The sequence below is a fragment of the Streptomyces sp. IBSBF 2435 genome, assembly GCF_036815005.1.
Lineage (GTDB): Bacteria > Actinomycetota > Actinomycetes > Streptomycetales > Streptomycetaceae > Actinacidiphila.
Genome location: NZ_JAJSYW010000058.1, coordinates 23,476 through 40,309 on the forward strand (window position 1 = coordinate 23,476; position 16,834 = coordinate 40,309).

The window sequence follows — 16,834 nt, forward strand, 5'->3', positions numbered from 1 at the left end:
CGGTGGTCGCGTGCTCCCCGCACCCGCGGGGCTGTTCCCTGGTGCACGTCGGCGACGCTGAGGTCCATCACGTGCTCCCCGCACCCGCGGGGCTGTTCCCCAGCAGCGGTTCCTGGACACCGTCGAGGTGTCGTGCTCCCCGCACCCGCGGGGCTGTTCCCACCAAGATCAAGGCTCCGGGACTCATCGGTGCGTGCTCCCCGCACCCGCGGGGCTGTTCCCCTCTACACGCACTCGCGTGGGACCGAGGCCCAGTGCTCCCCGCACCCGCGGGGCTGTTCCCCGGGCCACGGCCTGGGTGACGTAGTCCAGGGCGTGCTCCCCGCACCCGCGGGGCTGTTCCCCCGGAGTAGTTCGGCTCCCACCACGTGTTGTTGTGCTCCCCGCACCCGCGGGGCTGTTCCCTAGCCGTTTCTGGAAACACAAGGGGCGTCTCCGTGCTCCCCGCACCCGCGGGGCTGTTCTCACTGGTTCGCCTTCGGGTGGGACAAGCCGATCGGTGCTCCCCGCACCCGCGGGGCTGTTCCCTTCTGCGTTGACGTGCCGTTTTCCTCGGCGGCGTGCTCCCCGCACCCGCGGGGCTGTTCCCTGCTGCTGCTCGCCGGGCAGCAGGTGCTCCGGGTGCTCCCCGCACCCGCGGGGCTGTTCCCACCATGAAGATCTTCGGCAGGGAACCCGCCCTGTGTTCCCCGCACCCGCGGGGCTGTTCCCGGGCGCGACTGCCCCTCGATCGGGGCCGTCGTGTGCTCCCCGCACCCGCGGGGCTGTTCCCCCGAGGTTCGCCGGTGCGGTCCACCCGGCGAAGTGCTCCCCGCACCCGCGGGGCTGTTCCCTCCGGCCACCGCATCCACAGGCTGCTGCCAGCGAGCTCCCCGCACCCGCGGGGCTGTTCCCTTCATCCCAGACCCTCGACCACCCGAGCGCCGGTGCTCCCCGCACCCGCGGGGCTGTTCCCGGGTTCGCCGGGCTCGGCGGTCGGTGGCTCCTGTGCTCCCCGCACCCGCGGGGCTGTTCCCATGCCGGACGGCAAGGTGATGGCGTACCAAGTGTGCTCCCCGCACCCGCGGGGCTGTTCCCGATCTACAGTGCGCTCACCGAGCTGGCCGGCGGTGCTCCCCGCACCCGCGGGGCTGTTCCCGGCGTGGAGTCCGCACCCCTCCCGATCGGCGTGTGCTCCCCGCACCCGCGGGGCTGTTCCCATCCTCGAACTCGCCCCCGACTACTACGGCTAGTGCTCCCCGCACCCGCGGGGCTGTTCCCCACGCTTCGTACAGCGGCTCGTCGCTGCAGCCGTGCTCCCCGCGCCCGCGGGGCTACGGCGCCCGGGAGATGGTCCGAAGGCGTCGCGCCTGCGGACCGTCGGCGGTACACGACGGTGCGGCGGTCGATTCGGTGGCGCCGCGGCCTCCCGCGGCACGAGTGGCGACCCCACAACGAGATCGATTGAACGCCCTCTTTCGATCAAAAATGGTCAATTTCGGCCAGTTCGTCAGATCATCACCCCGGCCATGCATCGGCGATGTCGAATATGCCAGTGACCGTGAACCACACCTCCTTCAGCGCGGCCTTCGACGGGCTGTCCGTGGCCGCGCGGCGGGCGTGGGGGAAGCACGACAGGAAGACGGATGGGTGGCTGCCGCTCAGGCAGCACATGGCGGACAGCGGTGCGGTCGCGGGGAAGCTGTGGGACGAGTGGCTGCCGAGCAGCGTCAAGGGGCTCATCGGCGGAACGTTGCCTGATGGGACGGATGACGGGCGGCGGCTCGTCGTCTGGTTGGCGGCTGTGCACGATGCCGGGAAGGCGACTCCGGCGTTCGCCTGCCAGGTGGACTCGCTCGCGGACGCGATGCGCGGGGTCGGGCTTGAGATGCCGTATCAGAAGCAATTCGGCGAGGAACGGAAGGTGGCACCGCACGGGCTGGCCGGGCAACTGCTCATCCAGGAGTGGTTGTCGGAGCGCCACGGGTGGTCCGCGAGGATCAGCGGGCAGTTCGCAATCGTCGCCGGCGGGCACCACGGCGTACCGCCTGGGCACCAGAGGATTCATGACCTGCTACTGCACCCGGAGCTGCTACGGACTCCGGGTACGAGTGAGGGCACGTGGAAAGGCCTCCAGTTCGAGTTGCTGGACGCGTGCGCGCGGGCAGCGGGAGTCGAGGGACGGTTCTGGTCCTGGAAGGCGATGAAGCTCCCGCAGCCGGTTCAAGTGGCGCTCACAGCGATAGTGATCCTCTCCGACTGGATCGCGAGCTCCGCCGAGCTTTTCCCCTACGCGTCCCTGGACGGGAAGGGCAGGGGCTCGGCCGAGGAGCGGCTGGCCGCGGCTTGGAGGGGGCTTGACCTCCCGGCGGCCTGGGCACCCGAAGAACCCAGGGGAACGGCCGCGGAGTTGTTCGCGGCGCGGTTCGACCTTCCGGCAGGTGCTGCCATCAGGCCCGTGCAGGAGGACGCCGTGCGGCTCGCCCGGGAGATGGACCCCGCGGGCCTGCTGATCATCGAGGCGCCGATGGGTGAGGGCAAGACGGAGGCCGCGCTCGCCGCCGCGGAGATCCTGGCCGCACGTACGGGCGCGGGCGGCTGCCTGGTGGCGCTGCCGACGCGGGCGACCGGCGACGCGATGTTCGCCCGCTTGCTCAAATGGCTCGACCGCCTCCCGGACGACGGCCCGCGCTCCGTGTTCCTGGCGCACGCCAAGGCGGCGCTGAACGACGCATGGGCGGGATTGGTACGCAGAGGTAACCGTACGATCGCGGCTGTCGACCCGGACGGACCGCAGAACGTGTCCGCACCGGGCACGAGAGTACGGATCAACCCGTCGGGCCTGCAAGCGCACCAGTGGCTTCGGGGGCGTAAGAAGGGGATGCTGGCGTCGTTCTCGGTCGGCACGATCGACCAAGTGCTCTTCGCCTCGCTCAAGAGCCGCCATCTGGCGTTGCGCCACCTCGCCCTCGCGGGCAAGGTGGTGGTGATCGACGAAGTCCACGCGTACGACGCCTACATGAGCAGCTACCTGGAGCGCGTACTGGAGTGGCTGGCCGCCTACCGCGTCCCGGTCATCCTGCTGTCCGCGACCCTTCCCGCGGCGCGGCGGCGTGCACTCGCCCAGGCATACGCGGGGGAGGGCGTGGCGGTCGGCAGCGTTTCCGAGGATGCGTATCCGCTGCTCACGTCTGTTTCGCGGGACCGGGGTGTACGTGAGGTGCGGCCGGCCACCGCCTCCGGCCGCCGAGCCGATATACAACTGCAGTCCATCGACGACGATTTGACGACCCTCGTGCTCCGCCTTGAGGCGGAGCTGGCCGATGGCGGCTGCGCCCTGGTCGTACGGAACACGGTCGACCGGGTCCTGAGCGCGGCGGAGCGTCTGCAGGACCGCTTCGGCAGGGACCGGGTCACAGTCCTGCATTCCCGCTTTCTGGCCGCCGACCGGGCATCCAAGGACGCCGAGTTGCTCGCCATGTTCGGTCCGAAGGGGCGACGGCCCGAAGGAGCTCACATTGTGGTGGCGAGCCAGGTGGTGGAGCAGTCCCTGGACATTGACTTCGACCTCCTGGTCACCGATCTGGCCCCGGTGGACCTGATGTTGCAGAGGATGGGGCGTCTGCACCGTCATCCGCGGACCAGGCCGAGCCGGCTGCGTATGCCGCGTTGCCTCGTCACCGGCACGGACTGGTCGGGTGATCCGCCGGAGCCGATACGCGGGTCGACCGGAATCTACGGCGGCTCGTACCTGCTGCTCCGGGCGCTTGCCGTCCTTCGGCCGCACCTGGAAGGGCGGCCTTTGCGGATCCCGGAGGACATCAGCCCGCTCGTCCAGGCGGCTTACGGCGAAGGCCAAGTGGGTCCGGTGGAGTGGGCCGCGGCCCTGGGCGAGAGCCGTACGGCGTATCGGGAGCTGCTGGCGGGGAAGCGCGAGCGTGCGGAGGTTTTCCGGCTCGGCCCCGTACGACGGGCGGGGCGTCCGGTGATCGGCTGGGTCGACGCGGGAGTCGGCGACGCGGACGACACCCGCGAAGGGCGCGCTCAGGTACGGGACAGCGAGGAGAGTGTCGAGGTGCTGGTGATCCAGCGCCGCCGGGACGGGACGTTGTGCACCGTGCCCTGGCTGGACAAGGGGCGGGGCGGGCTGGATCTCCCCGAGCACGCCCCGCCGTCCCCGAAAGCGGCCGGGGCCGTGGCCGCCAGCGCGCTGACACTCCCGTGGCGCTTCTCCAAGCCGTGGGTCATCGACCGCACCATCACGGAGCTGGAGCGGTTCCAGATCGACGCGTGGCAGGTCAAGGAATCCCCCTGGCTGGCGGGGGAGTTGCTGCTCGTCCTCGACGAGGACTGTCAGACCCGCCTGTCAGGCTTCGACATCCGGTACAGCCGGTCCGACGGGCTCATGGTGACGCCTGTCGGCGCACCTCACACAAGGGTGGTGGACCGCGTGTCCTCCTTCGACCTGGTCTCCCGGCCATGGCTTCCCGTACAGCGGCAGGACGGGACGACGGTGGAGCTGTCCCTGCGGGACGTCTTCGCCGGGGCGGGACGGCTGCGGCGTCTCGTCGGGGACGTGCCCACGCAGGAATTCGCACTGCTCCGGCTGCTTCTCGCGATCCTGCACGACGCCGTGGACGGCCCGCCGGAGATCGATGACTGGGGTGAGCTCTGGGAGTCCGACGACGCGTTCGGCGCGGTCCCGGGCTACCTCGAACGCCACCGCGACCGGTTCGACCTGCTCCACCCCCGCCACCCCTTCTTCCAAGTAGCCGATCTGCACACGGAGAAGGACGAGGTCGGGCCGTTGAACCGGATCGTCGCCGACGTCCCGAACGGCGATCCGTTCTTCAGCATGCGGCAGCCCGGCCCGGAGAGGCTGACCTTCGCGGAGGCGGCCCGATGGCTGGTGCACGCCCACGCCTTCGACCTGTCGGGTATCAAATCGGGCGCGGTCGGCGATCCGCGGGTCAAGGGCGGCAAGGGCTATCCGCAGGGAGTCGGGTGGGCGGGCAACCTCGGTGGCGTCTTCGCCGAAGGCGCCACCCTGCGGGAGACTCTGCTGCTCAACCTCATCGCCGGGGACAACGACTTCCTCCAGGCGGAGAAGGACGACAGGCCCGCGTGGCGCCGGCCCCCGTCAGGACCCGAGCCGATCGGGGCCGACCCGGACGAGCCGCGCCCGTCGGGTCCGCGGGACCTCTACACCTGGCAGAGCCGGCGCGTACGGCTGCACGCCACTGACGACGGCGTCACCGGAGCCGTCCTCGCCTACGGCGACGCCCTCGCGCCCCACAACAAGCACGGCCGCGAGGCGATGACGGGCTGGCGCCGCAGCGCGCCGCAGGAGAAGAAGCTCGGGCTGCCGAAGGTGTTCATGCCCCGGCAGCACGACCCGGCGCGCGCCGCCTGGCGCGGGCTCGCGGCGCTCCTCGGCGACCAGGGCAGGCAGCGCGAGAGCCCGGAACAGCGGCAGGACACCGAGAGGTCGCTGCCACCGGGGATCGTCGAATGGATCTCCCGGCTCGCCGTCGAGGACTACCTGCCCCAGCAGAGCCTCGTCCGTACGCGGATCGTCGGCGCGAAGTACGGCACACAGCAGTCCGTCATCGACGAGATCGTGGACGACGCGGTGCTGCTCCCGGTCGTCGTGCTGCACGAGGAACGACCTCTGTACGGGCGGGCGGCGGTCGACGCCGTGGCCGACGCGGACGCAGCGGTCATCGCGCTCGGACACCTCGCGGGCAACCTGGCCCGAGCTGTCGGCACCGAACCCGGCCCCGCGACGGACACGGCGCGGGACCTCGGTTTCGCCGCGCTGGACGGCCCGTACCGCCGCTGGCTGAGCGGGCTGGGCAGGAGTTCGGACCCGCTGCGGTCCCGTGGCGACTGGCAGGAGACCGTGTCCGAAACGGTCCGCGGCCTGGGCCGCCACCTGCTCGACAGCGCGGGTCCCGCTGCGGGTGAGGGGCGGCTGTCGGAGATGCCGGACGGCAGCACCCGCTGGGTGAACGACGCACAGGCGGACCTGTGGTTCCGCATGCGTCTCAACGTCGTGCTGCCGGAAGCGACGGCCAGGCGCGCGGCGACGAGCGGGTTCGCCGCGCAGACGCCAGACGACGAAGCAACGGAGCCACCGCAATGACAGCCAACACCGCTGCCGCACGCCCGTCCGCATCCGGCCGGCGCGAGCGCGGCCCGGTCGCCCAAGCCGCCGACCGCCGCATCAAATGCCTCCAGTACGGCTACCGCGAGGACCACCCTTCCGCCGTCTCGACGCTTGCCCGACTGCGACGGGGTGCCGGCCGCCCGGCGCACGACGTACCGGACCTGTGGGGTCTGACCGGGACCGATGAGTTGTCGGACGCGCTCGGGACGCTCTCCGAGGACGAGCGGCGACGGTTCGACCACGACCGCGCCGAGGAAGCGCTGCACCTTGCGGTGACGCTGTGGGCCCTGCACCAGCAGTCCCACCGCGAGGCCGACATGTATCTGCCGGGGCGTGGTCTGGGGCGAGCGGTGCGCATCCTGATGATTCCGGTGTCCGGCAGCGCGGAGCGAGCCGTCGACGCGGGGCGCGGCGTCGAAGGCAGCAAGGCGCGGGCCGAACCGGAGCTCGACGAGCCCCTGCGCAGGCGGTTCGTGCGCGCGGGTACGTCGAGCTCGTTCGACGGGCTCGCGCAACGCCTGCGCGAGATCGTGCTGTTGCTGCGGCGGTCAGCCGTCGCTCTGGACTACGGGCTGCTGGCCGATCAGCTCTACCGCTGGCAGCAGCCCGCTCAGCGTGCGGAAGTCCGGCGTGAATGGGGCCGCGATTTCCACCTCGCCGGTCTGACCCGCGGTACGGACGCGCGGCAGGACTGACGTGTTCCCCGCCTTCATGAACCCCCTCTTAGGAATCGATCACTCGTGACGCAATTCGACCCCGCCACCCGGACGATCCTCGACGTCCACATCCTCCAGACCGTGCCGCCGAGCAACATCAACCGGGATGACACCGGTTCGCCCAAGACCGCGGTCTACGGCGGCGTCCGCCGCTCCCGCGTCTCCAGCCAGGCCTGGAAGCGCGCGACCAGGAAGAAGTTCGAGGAACTGCTGGACCCCTCGGAACTGGGCGTCCGGACGAAGAAGGTCGCCGAGGCGCTGGCCGACCGCCTGGCCGCCCTCGACCCGTCGCTGGACCGGGCGACGGCTCTGGAACTCGCCGCCGAGTCCCTGCGCAATGCGACCGGCTCCAAGATCGAGGCGCCGAAGCGCAAGATCAAGGACGGTGAGCCGGATCCGGCGCCGGAGTCCTCCTACCTGATGTTCCTCAGCGCACAACAGCTCGATTCGCTGGCGGAGTTGACAGTGAAGGGCGCCGAGGGGAAGGGCGACATCAAGGTCCTCAAGGAGTTCTTCAAGGCAAAGGAGAACAAGGTCCGTGCCCGTCAACTGGTCGACAGCGGGCACTCGGTGGACATCGCCCTCTTCGGCCGTATGGTCGCCGACGCCACCGACCTCAACGTCGAAGCGGCCACCCAGGTCGCGCATGCCCTCAGCGTGCACGCCGTCGACAACGAGTCGGACTACTACACCGCCGTCGACGACAGGAACACCGACGCAGAGACCGGGGCCGGCATGATCGGTGTCGTCGACTTCAACTCCTCCACCCTGTACCGATACGCGGCACTCGACGTGAACCGCCTGCACGCCAACCTGGGCGCCGGACTGAGGGAGGACGAGCCGTCCGGCGCTCCGACCCGGCGCGCGGTCGAGGCCTTCCTCGAAGGCTTCATCACCTCGCTGCCCACCGGCAAGGTCAACACCTTCGGCAACCACACCCTGCCGACCGCCGTCATCGTCAAGCTCCGCACGAAGCGGCCCATCAGCTTCGTCGCCGCCTTCGAAAGGGCGGTGCCCCAGGGCCCGGAGGGCGGCTTCGTCCGGGAGGCGTGCACACGCCTGGCCCGCTTCGTACCGGACCTGGAGAAGGCGTACGGCGTCGCGGACGCCGACAGCACCTGGGTCGTACGGGTCGGCGAGGATGCCGCACCGCTGACCGGGCTCGGACAGGAAACGGACGTCGCCGGACTCGTCTCGTCGGTGGGCGCGGCGGTGGCGGACCGGCTGGAGTCCGGGGCGTGAGCGTGCTCCTGCTGCGACTGGCCGGCCCTCTCCAGGCCTGGGGATCGGCGGCCCGCTTCGTGCGCCGCACCACCGAGAACGCGCCCACCAAGAGCGGTGTTCTCGGCCTGCTCGCCGCCGCCGAAGGCCGTCCTCGTGAGGCGGACCTCTCCGACCTGGCCGCGCTGCGCTACGGCGTACGTGTCGACCAGCCCGGCACGCGGACAAGGGACTTCCAGACGGCGCACCATTTTGTCAGCGGCAAGTCCATGCCGCTGTCCGAGCGCTTCTACCTGGCCGACGCCGTGTTCGTGGCGGCCGTCGAAGGCGACCGGGACGACATCCACCGCCTGCACGCTGCCGTTCAGGAACCGGTGTATCTGCCGTACCTGGGGCGCCGGTCGTGTCCCCCGGCAGCGCCCCTCGACCTGGGCGTACGTGACGACGTCGACCTCGTCGGTGCGCTGGAGCAGGCTCCGTGGCAGGCCTCCCCCTGGTACCGGGCCAGGACCCGGACGCAGGGTGGACTCACCCTGCTCGTCGACAGCCTGCCGGGCGAGACGCCGGAACTCAGCCTGCGCGACGAGCCACTCAGCTTCGATCCGCGGCACCGGCGGTACGGACTCCGCGGTATCTCCTCGCGGCCGGTGACCGCCCCGGATCCGGGGCCGGCCCGACAGCCGTATGACCACGACCCGACCTCCGTCCTGGGAATCGCGTGATGTACCTGACCCGCTTCCGTATTAACACCGCCCGCCGCGAGGGGCGGGGACTGCTCGGCTCCCCGCACCGTATGCATGCCGCGGTGAACATGTCCTTCCCCGACCTGCCGGCCCGTGAGGGAACGGGTCCGCGAGTGCTGTGGCGCGTCGACCGGAACTCCGCCGCCGAAGTGCTGCTGTTCGTCGTCAGCCCCTCACGTCCCGACCTCACACACCTCGTGGAGCAGGCGGGTTGGCCCGCCGCCTCCGAGTCACCGGGCTGGCAGACGTACGACTACGGTTCGTTCCTGGACCGGATCACCGCGGGCAGTACGTGGTCCTTTCGCCTCACCGCCAACCCGGTGCACTCCATCCGCCGCAAGGAAGGGGAACCCACCAAGCGCACGGCGCACATCACGGCCCGGCACCAGACGGCGTGGCTGCTCGACCGGCAGATCGACGCGGGATTCACCGTTGCGGCGAAGGAACCGGCCGCGCGGCTTCTGGAGCGCGGCGACGAGCACCAGTTGGTCGTCCGCGACAAGCGGGACCTGCAGTTCGCCAAGGCGTCCGAGCGCCGGACCGTCACGCTCACTGCCGTCACGTACGACGGTCGGCTCACCGTCACCGACCCCGATGTCCTGCGCCGCACCCTCACCCAGGGGCTCGGCAAGGCGAAGGCGTACGGCTGCGGTCTCATGACGCTCGCGCCGGTGCGGTGACCGGTGGCCACCGTCGGCCGGCGGGGGGCTGCCACCCCGCGCGAACTCACCCGGGTCGGTGACCGGATCTCCTTCGTCTACCTGGAGCGATGTGTCGTCCACCGCGACGACAACGCGATCACTGCCGAGGACGCGGACGGGGTCACCCACATTCCGTCCGCGACGATCGGCACGCTGCTGCTCGGCCCCGGTACCCGCATCACCCACCAGGCGATGACCGTCCTCAGCGACTCCGGCGCCGGGGTCGTGTGGGTCGGCGAGCACGGCGTCCGCTTCTACGCCGGCGGCCGGGCGTTGACCCGCTCGTCGGGCCTGGTCGAGGCGCAGGCACTTGCATGGGCCAACCCTCGCCGGCGGCTTGACGTCGCCCGCGCGATGTATCGGCTGCGCTTCCCCGACGAGGACCCATCCGGGCACACCCGGCAGGAACTGCTGAGCATGGAAGGGCGGCGGTTGAAGCGCTGCTATCGTGACGAGTCCGTCAGGACCGGCGTTCCCTGGCAGCGGCGCGACTACCACCGCGACGACTTCTCCGCCGGTGACGCCCCCAACCAGGGTGTGACGGCCGCCGCCCAGTGCATGTACGGCATCGCCCACGCCGTCGTGGCTGCCCTCGGCTGCTCACCCGGGCTCGGATTCGTCCACTCCGGCCACGAACGCTCCTTCGTCCTCGACATCGCCGACCTGTACAAGACCGATGTCGCCATACCGGCCGCATTCGATGCGGCCAGCGAAGGCCCCGAGGACGTCGCGGCGCGTACTCGTCGCGCGCTGCGCGACCGCGTCAACAAGGGCCGTCTGCTGGACCGTTGCGTGCAGGACATTAAGGACCTGCTCGGCTACGACGGTATGCGTGACACCTCCGGAGACGCGGGGTCGGACCGCGTCACCCTCCAGTCCGACCACGGCGTCGAGGTCGAGGGCGGCCGCAACTACGACTCCGAGATCATCTGGTGAGGCCGCACCGATGACCGTCATCATCCTCACCAACTGCCCGGCCGGCCTGCGCGGCTTCCTCACCCGCTGGCTGCTGGAGATCTCCCCGGGCGTCTTCATCGGCACCCCCACGGCCCGCCTCCGCGACATCCTCTGGTCGGAAGTCCGTCAGTACGCCAACCAGGGCCGCGCTCTGCTCGCCTACCAGACGGACACGGAACAGGGCTACACCTTCCGTACACACGACCACGCCTGGCACCCCATCGACCATGAGGGCCTCACCCTCATCCACCGCCCTAACCCGAACCGCCCCCGCGGCCCCCAACAGCCCCCCGGCACGCCCCGGACGGGCTGGAGCAAGGCCGCGAAACGGCGGAAGTTCGGGAACCGGTGAGGGGCGCGGCGGCTCAGGGTGGGGCCCCTTCCCGGCACCAGGGGGAGTGGGCGGAATGCTGGATATGCCCGAGTCGGCGAAAGTAAGTAAAATCCGCTGCCCGGCCGGGTAAACCCCCAGGTCGCGCCCTGTGCTCCCCGCGCCCGCGGGGCTGTTCCCCGGCTGGAGCTGGATAGCGTGGTGTTAGCCCCGTGCTCCCCGCGCCCGCGGGGCTGTTCCCTTCCACCGATCTTCGTCGGTGTCCGTGTACCAGTGCTCCCCGCGCCCGCGGGGCTGTTCCCTGGCCACGCTCACCCACGAACAACTCGCGGTCGTGCTCCCCGCGCCCGCGGGGCTGTTCCCCCGGCACCGCTGGCATTGGCCGGCGCGAACAAGTGCTCCCCGCGCCCGCGGGGCTGTTCCCACGCCCCCCACGGCGCCTGAGCGATTCCTCGCGTGCTCCCCGCGCCCGCGGGGCTGTTCCCGTCGATCTGCAGGGCTCGAGCGACAGCGGCGAGTGCTCCCCGCGCCCGCGGGGCTGTTCCCTCACCCGGGCCGGGCTCATCTTGATGAACCCGGTGCTCCCCGCGCCCGCGGGGCTGTTCCTCGCGGGTGAAGAGACTCTGACCCGCGTCCCGGGTGCTCCCCGCGCCCGCGGGGCTGTTCCCCATTCCGCGACCGAGCAGGCGAGGCCCTTCCGGTGCTCCCCGCGCCCGCGGGGCTGTTCCCGTGGCGTACCCAGCGAACGAGGTGACGGGGGCGTGCTCCCCGCGCCCGCGGGGCTGTTCCCTAGCCGACAGCCTCCTGCACGTGCCGCCGGAGGTGCTCCCCGCGCCCGCGGGGCTGTTCCCGACGCTCAGCGGTTCGCCGCGGAGCTGGCGAAGTGCTCCCCGCGCCCGCGGGGCTGTTCCCGCGGCGAAGGCGAACGCGACATCTCGGCCGAGGTGCTCCCCGCGCCCGCGGGGCTGTTCCATGGACGGCGTACTCGTTCATCGTGTTGAGCAGGGTGCTCCCCGCACCCGCGGAGCTGTTCCCCCGGTGTCGGTCAGCCGGTCGCGCAGGGTCGGGTGCTCCCCGCACCCGCGGGGCTGTTCCCACTGGTGGCTCCAGGGTCTCCCGGACGACCTCGTGCTCCCCGCGCCCGCGGAGCTGTTCCACGACCAGACCCAGGATGCCGGCGACGACGCCGGTGCTCCCCGCGCCTGCGGGGCTGTTCCCATTCACTCCGCCTGCCACGGCGTGGTTGCCGCGTGCTCCCCGCGCTGCAGGTGCGCGCTTCCCGGTCCTGTGGTCAACCTGTGGCCCGGACCTCGTTCCGCCGAGCGGCACATGCGGTGTCGCCACAGGTCACCGACTGTGTGCTGGCACGCTGCTGGGCGGACTTGAAAACCGTCGTGGCAGCGATGTCACCGTGGGTTCAAATCCCACAGCCTCCGCAGAGGTCAGCGAAGTAGCTGGTCAGATGGGGTGCCCCGGAATCCGGGGCACCCCATCGGCGTGTGGCCGCCCGTATCCCGTTGTCGTTCACGGCGTCTCGACCGGGTGTGGACCGGATTCGGCGCGCGGTCTGGTTCCGGGACGCTGGGGGGGCGTGCGGGGAGGGGAGATGAGGGCGCCGCCCCGTGGCAGTCGACCGTGGCTTTCCGGTGGAGAGGGGCCCGCTGCTGGGTGATCGGCTGGGACAGTGGGCGCTGGGCGGCCGGCTTCCCGGCCGGGGCGGCGGTCCTGGCGGGCGGAGCGAAAGCGGTGCCTTACGCCTGCCCCGGCCCTCTGCGGACAGCGGCCGGCTGAGTCCCGGCGCAGCGCCCGGCACCGAGGGGGCACCGCAGGGCGCGGGCAGGGCGCGGCGGTGGTGACGAAGGGGCGGCGTACCGGTCAGCCGACGTCCGACCTGCGCCAAGGGGTCTGATGACCGTGGTCGCGGAGGGGCCGTGAGGCCAGTCGTGGTGGCACCGGAACCGGCGCGTTGCCCGCGGGGCACCCGAGGCTGCCCGACGTGCTACCCGTCGTCCAGCGACCGCCCGTGGAGACCGCGCGCTGCGGGCTGCGCGAACGCTTCGGGCCGGGGCGGCAAGTAGAGGGTGTGGCTGGGACACCGGCCGGATAGCGCCCCGCCCGCGCGGCATCCTCAACCGGTGCCGCGTGAGGCGTACACCGTCCGTCCGGCCTGTGGCGCCTGCTCCGCGAAAGCCCCGTGCTGACGCGGTCGGGCCCCGCCACCTGGCGGGGCCGTGGCACACTCCGCCCCAAGGCCGTTCGAAAAAGGGGAAGGCGCCGTGGGTGGTGAGAGGTGTGTGGCGTGTGACCTTACGGCAGGGGTCGTGGACCTGCCCGGGGGGACGGTGGTGCGGGGCGGGACTTGGGTGGTGGAGCACTGCGTCGGGCCGTTGGGATTGGGGACCCTCGTCGTCAAGCCGGTCAGGCATGTGCTGCGCATTGCGGAGTTGACGCCGGACGAGGCCGCCGAGCTGGGGCCGTTGCTGGCTCGGGTCAGCGCCGCGGTCACTGCCGTGATGGAGCCCGAGCAGGTCTACGTCTGTCTGGTCGCACGCCGGCGCGGTTCCCGGGCACATTCACTTCGTCGTGCAGCCCGCCCGCGCGCCGGACATGGCCGAGCACGACGCCTACGGGCCCGCGCTGCAAATGGCCATGTTCACCCGCGGCCTGCTCCCGGACAAGGCCGAGGTCGAGACGGTGTGTGACCGGCTGAGAGCAGTCCTCAGCCGTTAGGGCCGCGTACGCCCCTCATCGCCAGGGCGACTGACAGCGGCTCAGGGCGCCGCGGGCGGCGGGTGGGACAGCCAGGTGCCGATGCCCGTCATCGTCGCGGGCCCGTAGTCGCCGGTGACGCTCGCGGCGAGGTCGGCGATGGATATGGCCCGCAGGGCGTCGCGCCAGGCGGCCTCCGCGGTGGCCATCGCGCGGGAGATGGCGCAGGGGCGGGAGCAGGCTTCGGGGGGCGCGGCCAGGGGGCCGCGCTGGCGGATCTCGGTGCAGGTGAAGGCGGGTTGGGGGCCGTCGACGGCCTGGACGACGTCGAGGACGGTGATCCGGTCGGCGGCCCTGGTCAGGACGTATCCGCCCGCCTTGCCCTGGACGGAGTCCACGAGGCCGGCGCGGGAGAGCGCCTGGAGCTGCTTGGCCAGGTAGCTGGCCGAGACGTCGTGCAGTTCCGCGAGGCGCGCCGCGGGGACCGGGCCCGTAGCCGCGGTCAGGACGGTGCAGCAGTGCAGCGCCCACTCGACTCCGCCGGACAACTTCATGGCCGCACCACTCCCTCCGCTCGGCTCGGCTCGGAACTCGGCTCGGAGCCTGACTCGGACCTCGACCAGGTCCTCGACCGGCACCCCGCCCCGGAGCTTGACTCGGACAAAGACTATCCGACTATTATCCCGGATAAGAAGTGTCCGAGTTGAAGAGTCTTCGACCCCGGCGGGCCCGGCGGCACGCCGTGAAAGGTGGCAGCAATGAAGCTCACCGTCATCGGCGGTACCGGACTGATCGGCTCGCAGGTGGTCAGGAGGCTCACCGAGGCCGGGCACGAGGCCACGCCCGCGGCGCAGTCCACCGGGGTCGACCTGATCACCGGGAAGGGCCTGGACCAGGCGCTGGAGGGCGCCGACACCGTGGTCAACCTGTCGAACTCACCGACCTTCGACGAGGCGTCGCTGGACTTTTTCCGCACCTCGGTGGACAACCTGCTCGCCGCGGGCGAGAAGGCCGGCGTCGGGCACCAGGTCGTCCTGTCGATCGTCGGCGTGGACCAGGTGCCCGCGCTGGACTACTACCGGGCCAAGACCTTGCAGGAGGACCTGCTCCGGGAGGGGTTGACGCCGTACTCCATTGTGCGCGCGACGCAGTTCTTCGAGTTCATCGACGCGGTCCTGTCCTGGACCGCCGACGCCCGGACCGTACGGCTGCCCGCGACCCGAATCCAGCCGATCGCCGCGGCTGACGTCGTCGCCGCGGTCGTCGAGGTCGCCACCGGTACGCCGCTGCGGGGCATCCGCGACATCGCGGGTCCTGACGTCTTCCGGCTCGACGAACTGGGCAAGGTCACGCTGGCGGCGCAGGGCGACGGCCGGGAGGTCGTCACCGACGACCAGGCCGGGATGTTCGCGGCGGTCGGCGGCGACGCCCTCATCGCGGGACCTGACGCGCACCTCGCGCCCACGCACTACCGGGACTGGCTCCAGCGGGCCCGCTGACCGGGCGGCCCCGCCGTAACGCGCCGGCCCTCCCGTGCGGCGGACCCGGCAGGCCGGGCTCGGCACCCGCCGCGGGAGGCGTGCGGCGGGTGCCTCAGTGCGACGAGTGCCACGACAAAGGGCACCGCGGAGATTTGCCGGCAGATCGCCACGCGTGCGGGGAAACGGATCAACCAGGCGCGTCCGGCGCGGAGGTGATGGGCAAGCCTGGATTCGGCGACGCCGTCAGAGCCACAGGTGGGGCGGCCGGCCGGCGGCCCCACCGCAGACAGCAGGTCCGAGTTCGAAAATTCCGTCCCCTGGGAGGGAACACCATGGCAAGCATCCGTAGCGTCCGTGTCCTGGCCGCCGTGGGCGCTGCCTTTCGCGGCGGTGCTGTTCGCGGGCGCGTCCGTGGCTGACGACGGCGCTTTCGCGGGTGGCGATTCGAACGCGACAGTGGTGAGCAACTCCGGTGGCAACGCGGGCGGGGCCGACCTCGGCAATGTGACGACGACTCGGCAGGGCGCCACCGGCGCCGGTGCGTCGAACCAGAACAACGCGGCGAGCGTCGCCGGTGCCGGCTTCACAGCCATCGACCAGGGCGCCGCCGGCATCCATTTCTCGTCACTCTGGTGACCCTCAGGAGAAGCCGCTGCCGACGCGCCGGACGGCTGAGCCCCGAAGCAGGGCGCGCGACGGCATCCCCGTGCTGTCGGGCGCCCGCCGCCGTCCGGGCCGGTCCGCCGCTGCCGAGAAGTTATCCACAGGCTGTGGACGGTTTCCCTCGGCCTGGATCCGGGACCGCCCACCCGAACCCGGTCCGGCGGACGCTGGTCCGGAAGACCGCCGCGGACGGGTGTCCGGCGGCGTGTCTCCGCGATACGGGACTGTTCGGCCCGTTCACTCACTGAATGAGCGAAAAAAGTATCCTTATCCGTTATGTGCATCGCCTGCTGGCCGCCACCCTGACGCTGATCGGTCTGCTGGTCCCCGTGGCGAGCGCCGCCGCCGAATCCGGCGTCGTCGCCGCGGACCGCGGGGACACCGCACCCCGTATTTTCCAGGGCCGCGGCTTCGACACCTGCCAGGCCCCGGACCTCGCGACGATGCGGGCGTGGCGGGCGTCCTCCGCCTACGGGGCCGTCGGCATCTACTTCGGCGGGCGGGCCCGCGCGTGCAGCAGCCAGGCCAACCTGACCACCGACTGGGTGCGGCAGACCACCGACGCGGGATGGAGCCTGCTGCCGATCTACGTCGGCTCGCAGAGCCCCTGCGTCAACGGTTCCAACAAGAACCCCTACCGCATCGACCCGGACCGGGCCGCGGACCAGGGCGGCACCGAGGGCGAGGACGCGGTCAGCAGCGCCAAGGCGCTGGGCCTGGGCAAGGGCAGCGCGCTCTACCTCGACATGGAGGCGTACGACATCAGCGACACGAGCTGCGCCGCCGCGACCCTGACCTTCCTGCGCGGCTGGGACCGCCAGGTGCGGGCCGCGGGCTATCTGGCCGGTTTCTACAGCAGCGCCGACTCCGGCATCAAGCACCTGGAGACCGCCCGCGAGGCCGGCACCGCCGACCTGCCCGACGCCGTCTGGTACGCCCGCTGGGGCGTCAGCGCCACGCTGACGAACGAACCGGCGCTCAGCGACAGCGCGTGGGCGTCGCATGCCCGTATCCACCAGTACGCCGGCAGCGTCACCGAGTCGTACGGCGGCAAGAAGCTGACCGTCGACCGCGACCTGCTCGACGCCCCGGTCGCCGTCGTCGACTGACGGGCTGACGGCGGGGCGGGCCGGCGGCTTAAGGTGACGGCTGGCGGGCTGGCGG

General features: G+C 71.4%; 12 protein-coding genes and 2 CRISPR repeat arrays (1 of these 14 cut by a window edge). Of the genes, 11 read left to right on the top strand and 1 reads right to left on the bottom strand.

The features are described 5' to 3' along the window. Positions 1-1,260: a CRISPR direct-repeat array (repeat unit 29 nt; unit sequence GTGCTCCCCGCACCCGCGGGGCTGTTCCC); it begins 295 nt to the left of the window's first position. A gap of 268 nt (positions 1,261-1,528) precedes the next feature. The 8 genes from casA (at position 1,529) to V7E46_RS14150 (ending at position 13,547) form a co-directional block, all read left to right on the top strand. Beyond that, positions 1,529-6,124 (top strand): type I-E CRISPR-associated protein Cse1/CasA, encoded by a 4,596-nt coding sequence (gene casA, locus V7E46_RS14115; protein ID WP_333768740.1) that lies wholly within the window; start codon positions 1,529-1,531, stop codon positions 6,122-6,124. After that, the gene (gene casB / locus V7E46_RS14120) at positions 6,121-6,843 is read left to right on the top strand and encodes a type I-E CRISPR-associated protein Cse2/CasB (protein ID WP_333768741.1); all 723 of its coding nucleotides are present in this window, start codon (positions 6,121-6,123) and stop codon (positions 6,841-6,843) included. The genes casA and casB overlap by 4 nt, the downstream gene beginning before the upstream one ends. Positions 6,844-6,888: 45 nt before the next feature. Further along, the gene (gene cas7e, locus V7E46_RS14125) at positions 6,889-8,106 is read left to right on the top strand and encodes a type I-E CRISPR-associated protein Cas7/Cse4/CasC (protein WP_333768742.1); all 1,218 of its coding nucleotides are present in this window, start codon (positions 6,889-6,891) and stop codon (positions 8,104-8,106) included. Continuing rightward, positions 8,103-8,807: a type I-E CRISPR-associated protein Cas5/CasD gene (gene cas5e / locus V7E46_RS14130; RefSeq protein ID WP_333768743.1), complete on the top strand. Its 705-nt coding sequence runs from the start codon at positions 8,103-8,105 to the stop codon at positions 8,805-8,807. The genes cas7e and cas5e overlap by 4 nt, the downstream gene beginning before the upstream one ends. Beyond that, the gene (gene cas6e / locus V7E46_RS14135; protein WP_333768744.1) at positions 8,807-9,508 is read left to right on the top strand and encodes a type I-E CRISPR-associated protein Cas6/Cse3/CasE; all 702 of its coding nucleotides are present in this window, start codon (positions 8,807-8,809) and stop codon (positions 9,506-9,508) included. The genes cas5e and cas6e overlap by 1 nt, the downstream gene beginning before the upstream one ends. Before the next feature lie 3 nt (positions 9,509-9,511). Continuing rightward, positions 9,512-10,465, top strand: a complete 954-nt coding sequence (gene cas1e, locus V7E46_RS14140) for a type I-E CRISPR-associated endonuclease Cas1e (protein ID WP_333768745.1) — start codon at positions 9,512-9,514, stop codon at positions 10,463-10,465. 10 nt (positions 10,466-10,475) lie between these two features. Beyond that, a complete protein-coding gene (cas2e, locus tag V7E46_RS14145) occupies positions 10,476-10,838 on the top strand; it encodes a type I-E CRISPR-associated endoribonuclease Cas2e (protein ID WP_333768746.1) in 363 nt (120 codons plus the stop codon). A 130-nt stretch (positions 10,839-10,968) separates the two neighbouring features. After that, positions 10,969-12,035: direct repeats of the CRISPR family, unit length 29 nt; unit sequence GTGCTCCCCGCGCCCGCGGGGCTGTTCCC. Between the two features lie 1,365 nt (positions 12,036-13,400). Further along, on the top strand, positions 13,401-13,547 hold the full coding sequence (locus V7E46_RS14150) for a hypothetical protein (RefSeq protein WP_333768747.1): 147 nt from the start codon (positions 13,401-13,403) through the stop codon (positions 13,545-13,547). A gap of 41 nt (positions 13,548-13,588) precedes the next feature. Here V7E46_RS14150 and V7E46_RS14155 read toward each other — a convergent pair whose 3' ends face one another. Continuing rightward, entirely contained in the window at positions 13,589-14,080 is a 492-nt protein-coding gene (locus V7E46_RS14155; protein WP_333768748.1) for an RrF2 family transcriptional regulator, read from the bottom strand. Positions 14,081-14,284: 204 nt separating this feature from the next. On the opposite strand from V7E46_RS14155, the gene V7E46_RS14160 reads away from it, so the two are divergent. The 3 genes from V7E46_RS14160 (at position 14,285) to V7E46_RS14170 (ending at position 16,779) form a co-directional block, all read left to right on the top strand. Further along, positions 14,285-15,025: an SDR family oxidoreductase gene (locus tag V7E46_RS14160; protein ID WP_333768749.1), complete on the top strand. Its 741-nt coding sequence runs from the start codon at positions 14,285-14,287 to the stop codon at positions 15,023-15,025. Between the two features lie 336 nt (positions 15,026-15,361). Further along, positions 15,362-15,643: a hypothetical protein gene (locus V7E46_RS14165; protein ID WP_333768750.1), complete on the top strand. Its 282-nt coding sequence runs from the start codon at positions 15,362-15,364 to the stop codon at positions 15,641-15,643. Between the two features lie 305 nt (positions 15,644-15,948). Continuing rightward, the gene (locus V7E46_RS14170) at positions 15,949-16,779 is read left to right on the top strand and encodes a DUF1906 domain-containing protein (RefSeq protein WP_333768751.1); all 831 of its coding nucleotides are present in this window, start codon (positions 15,949-15,951) and stop codon (positions 16,777-16,779) included. Positions 16,780-16,834: the final 55 nt, after the last annotated feature.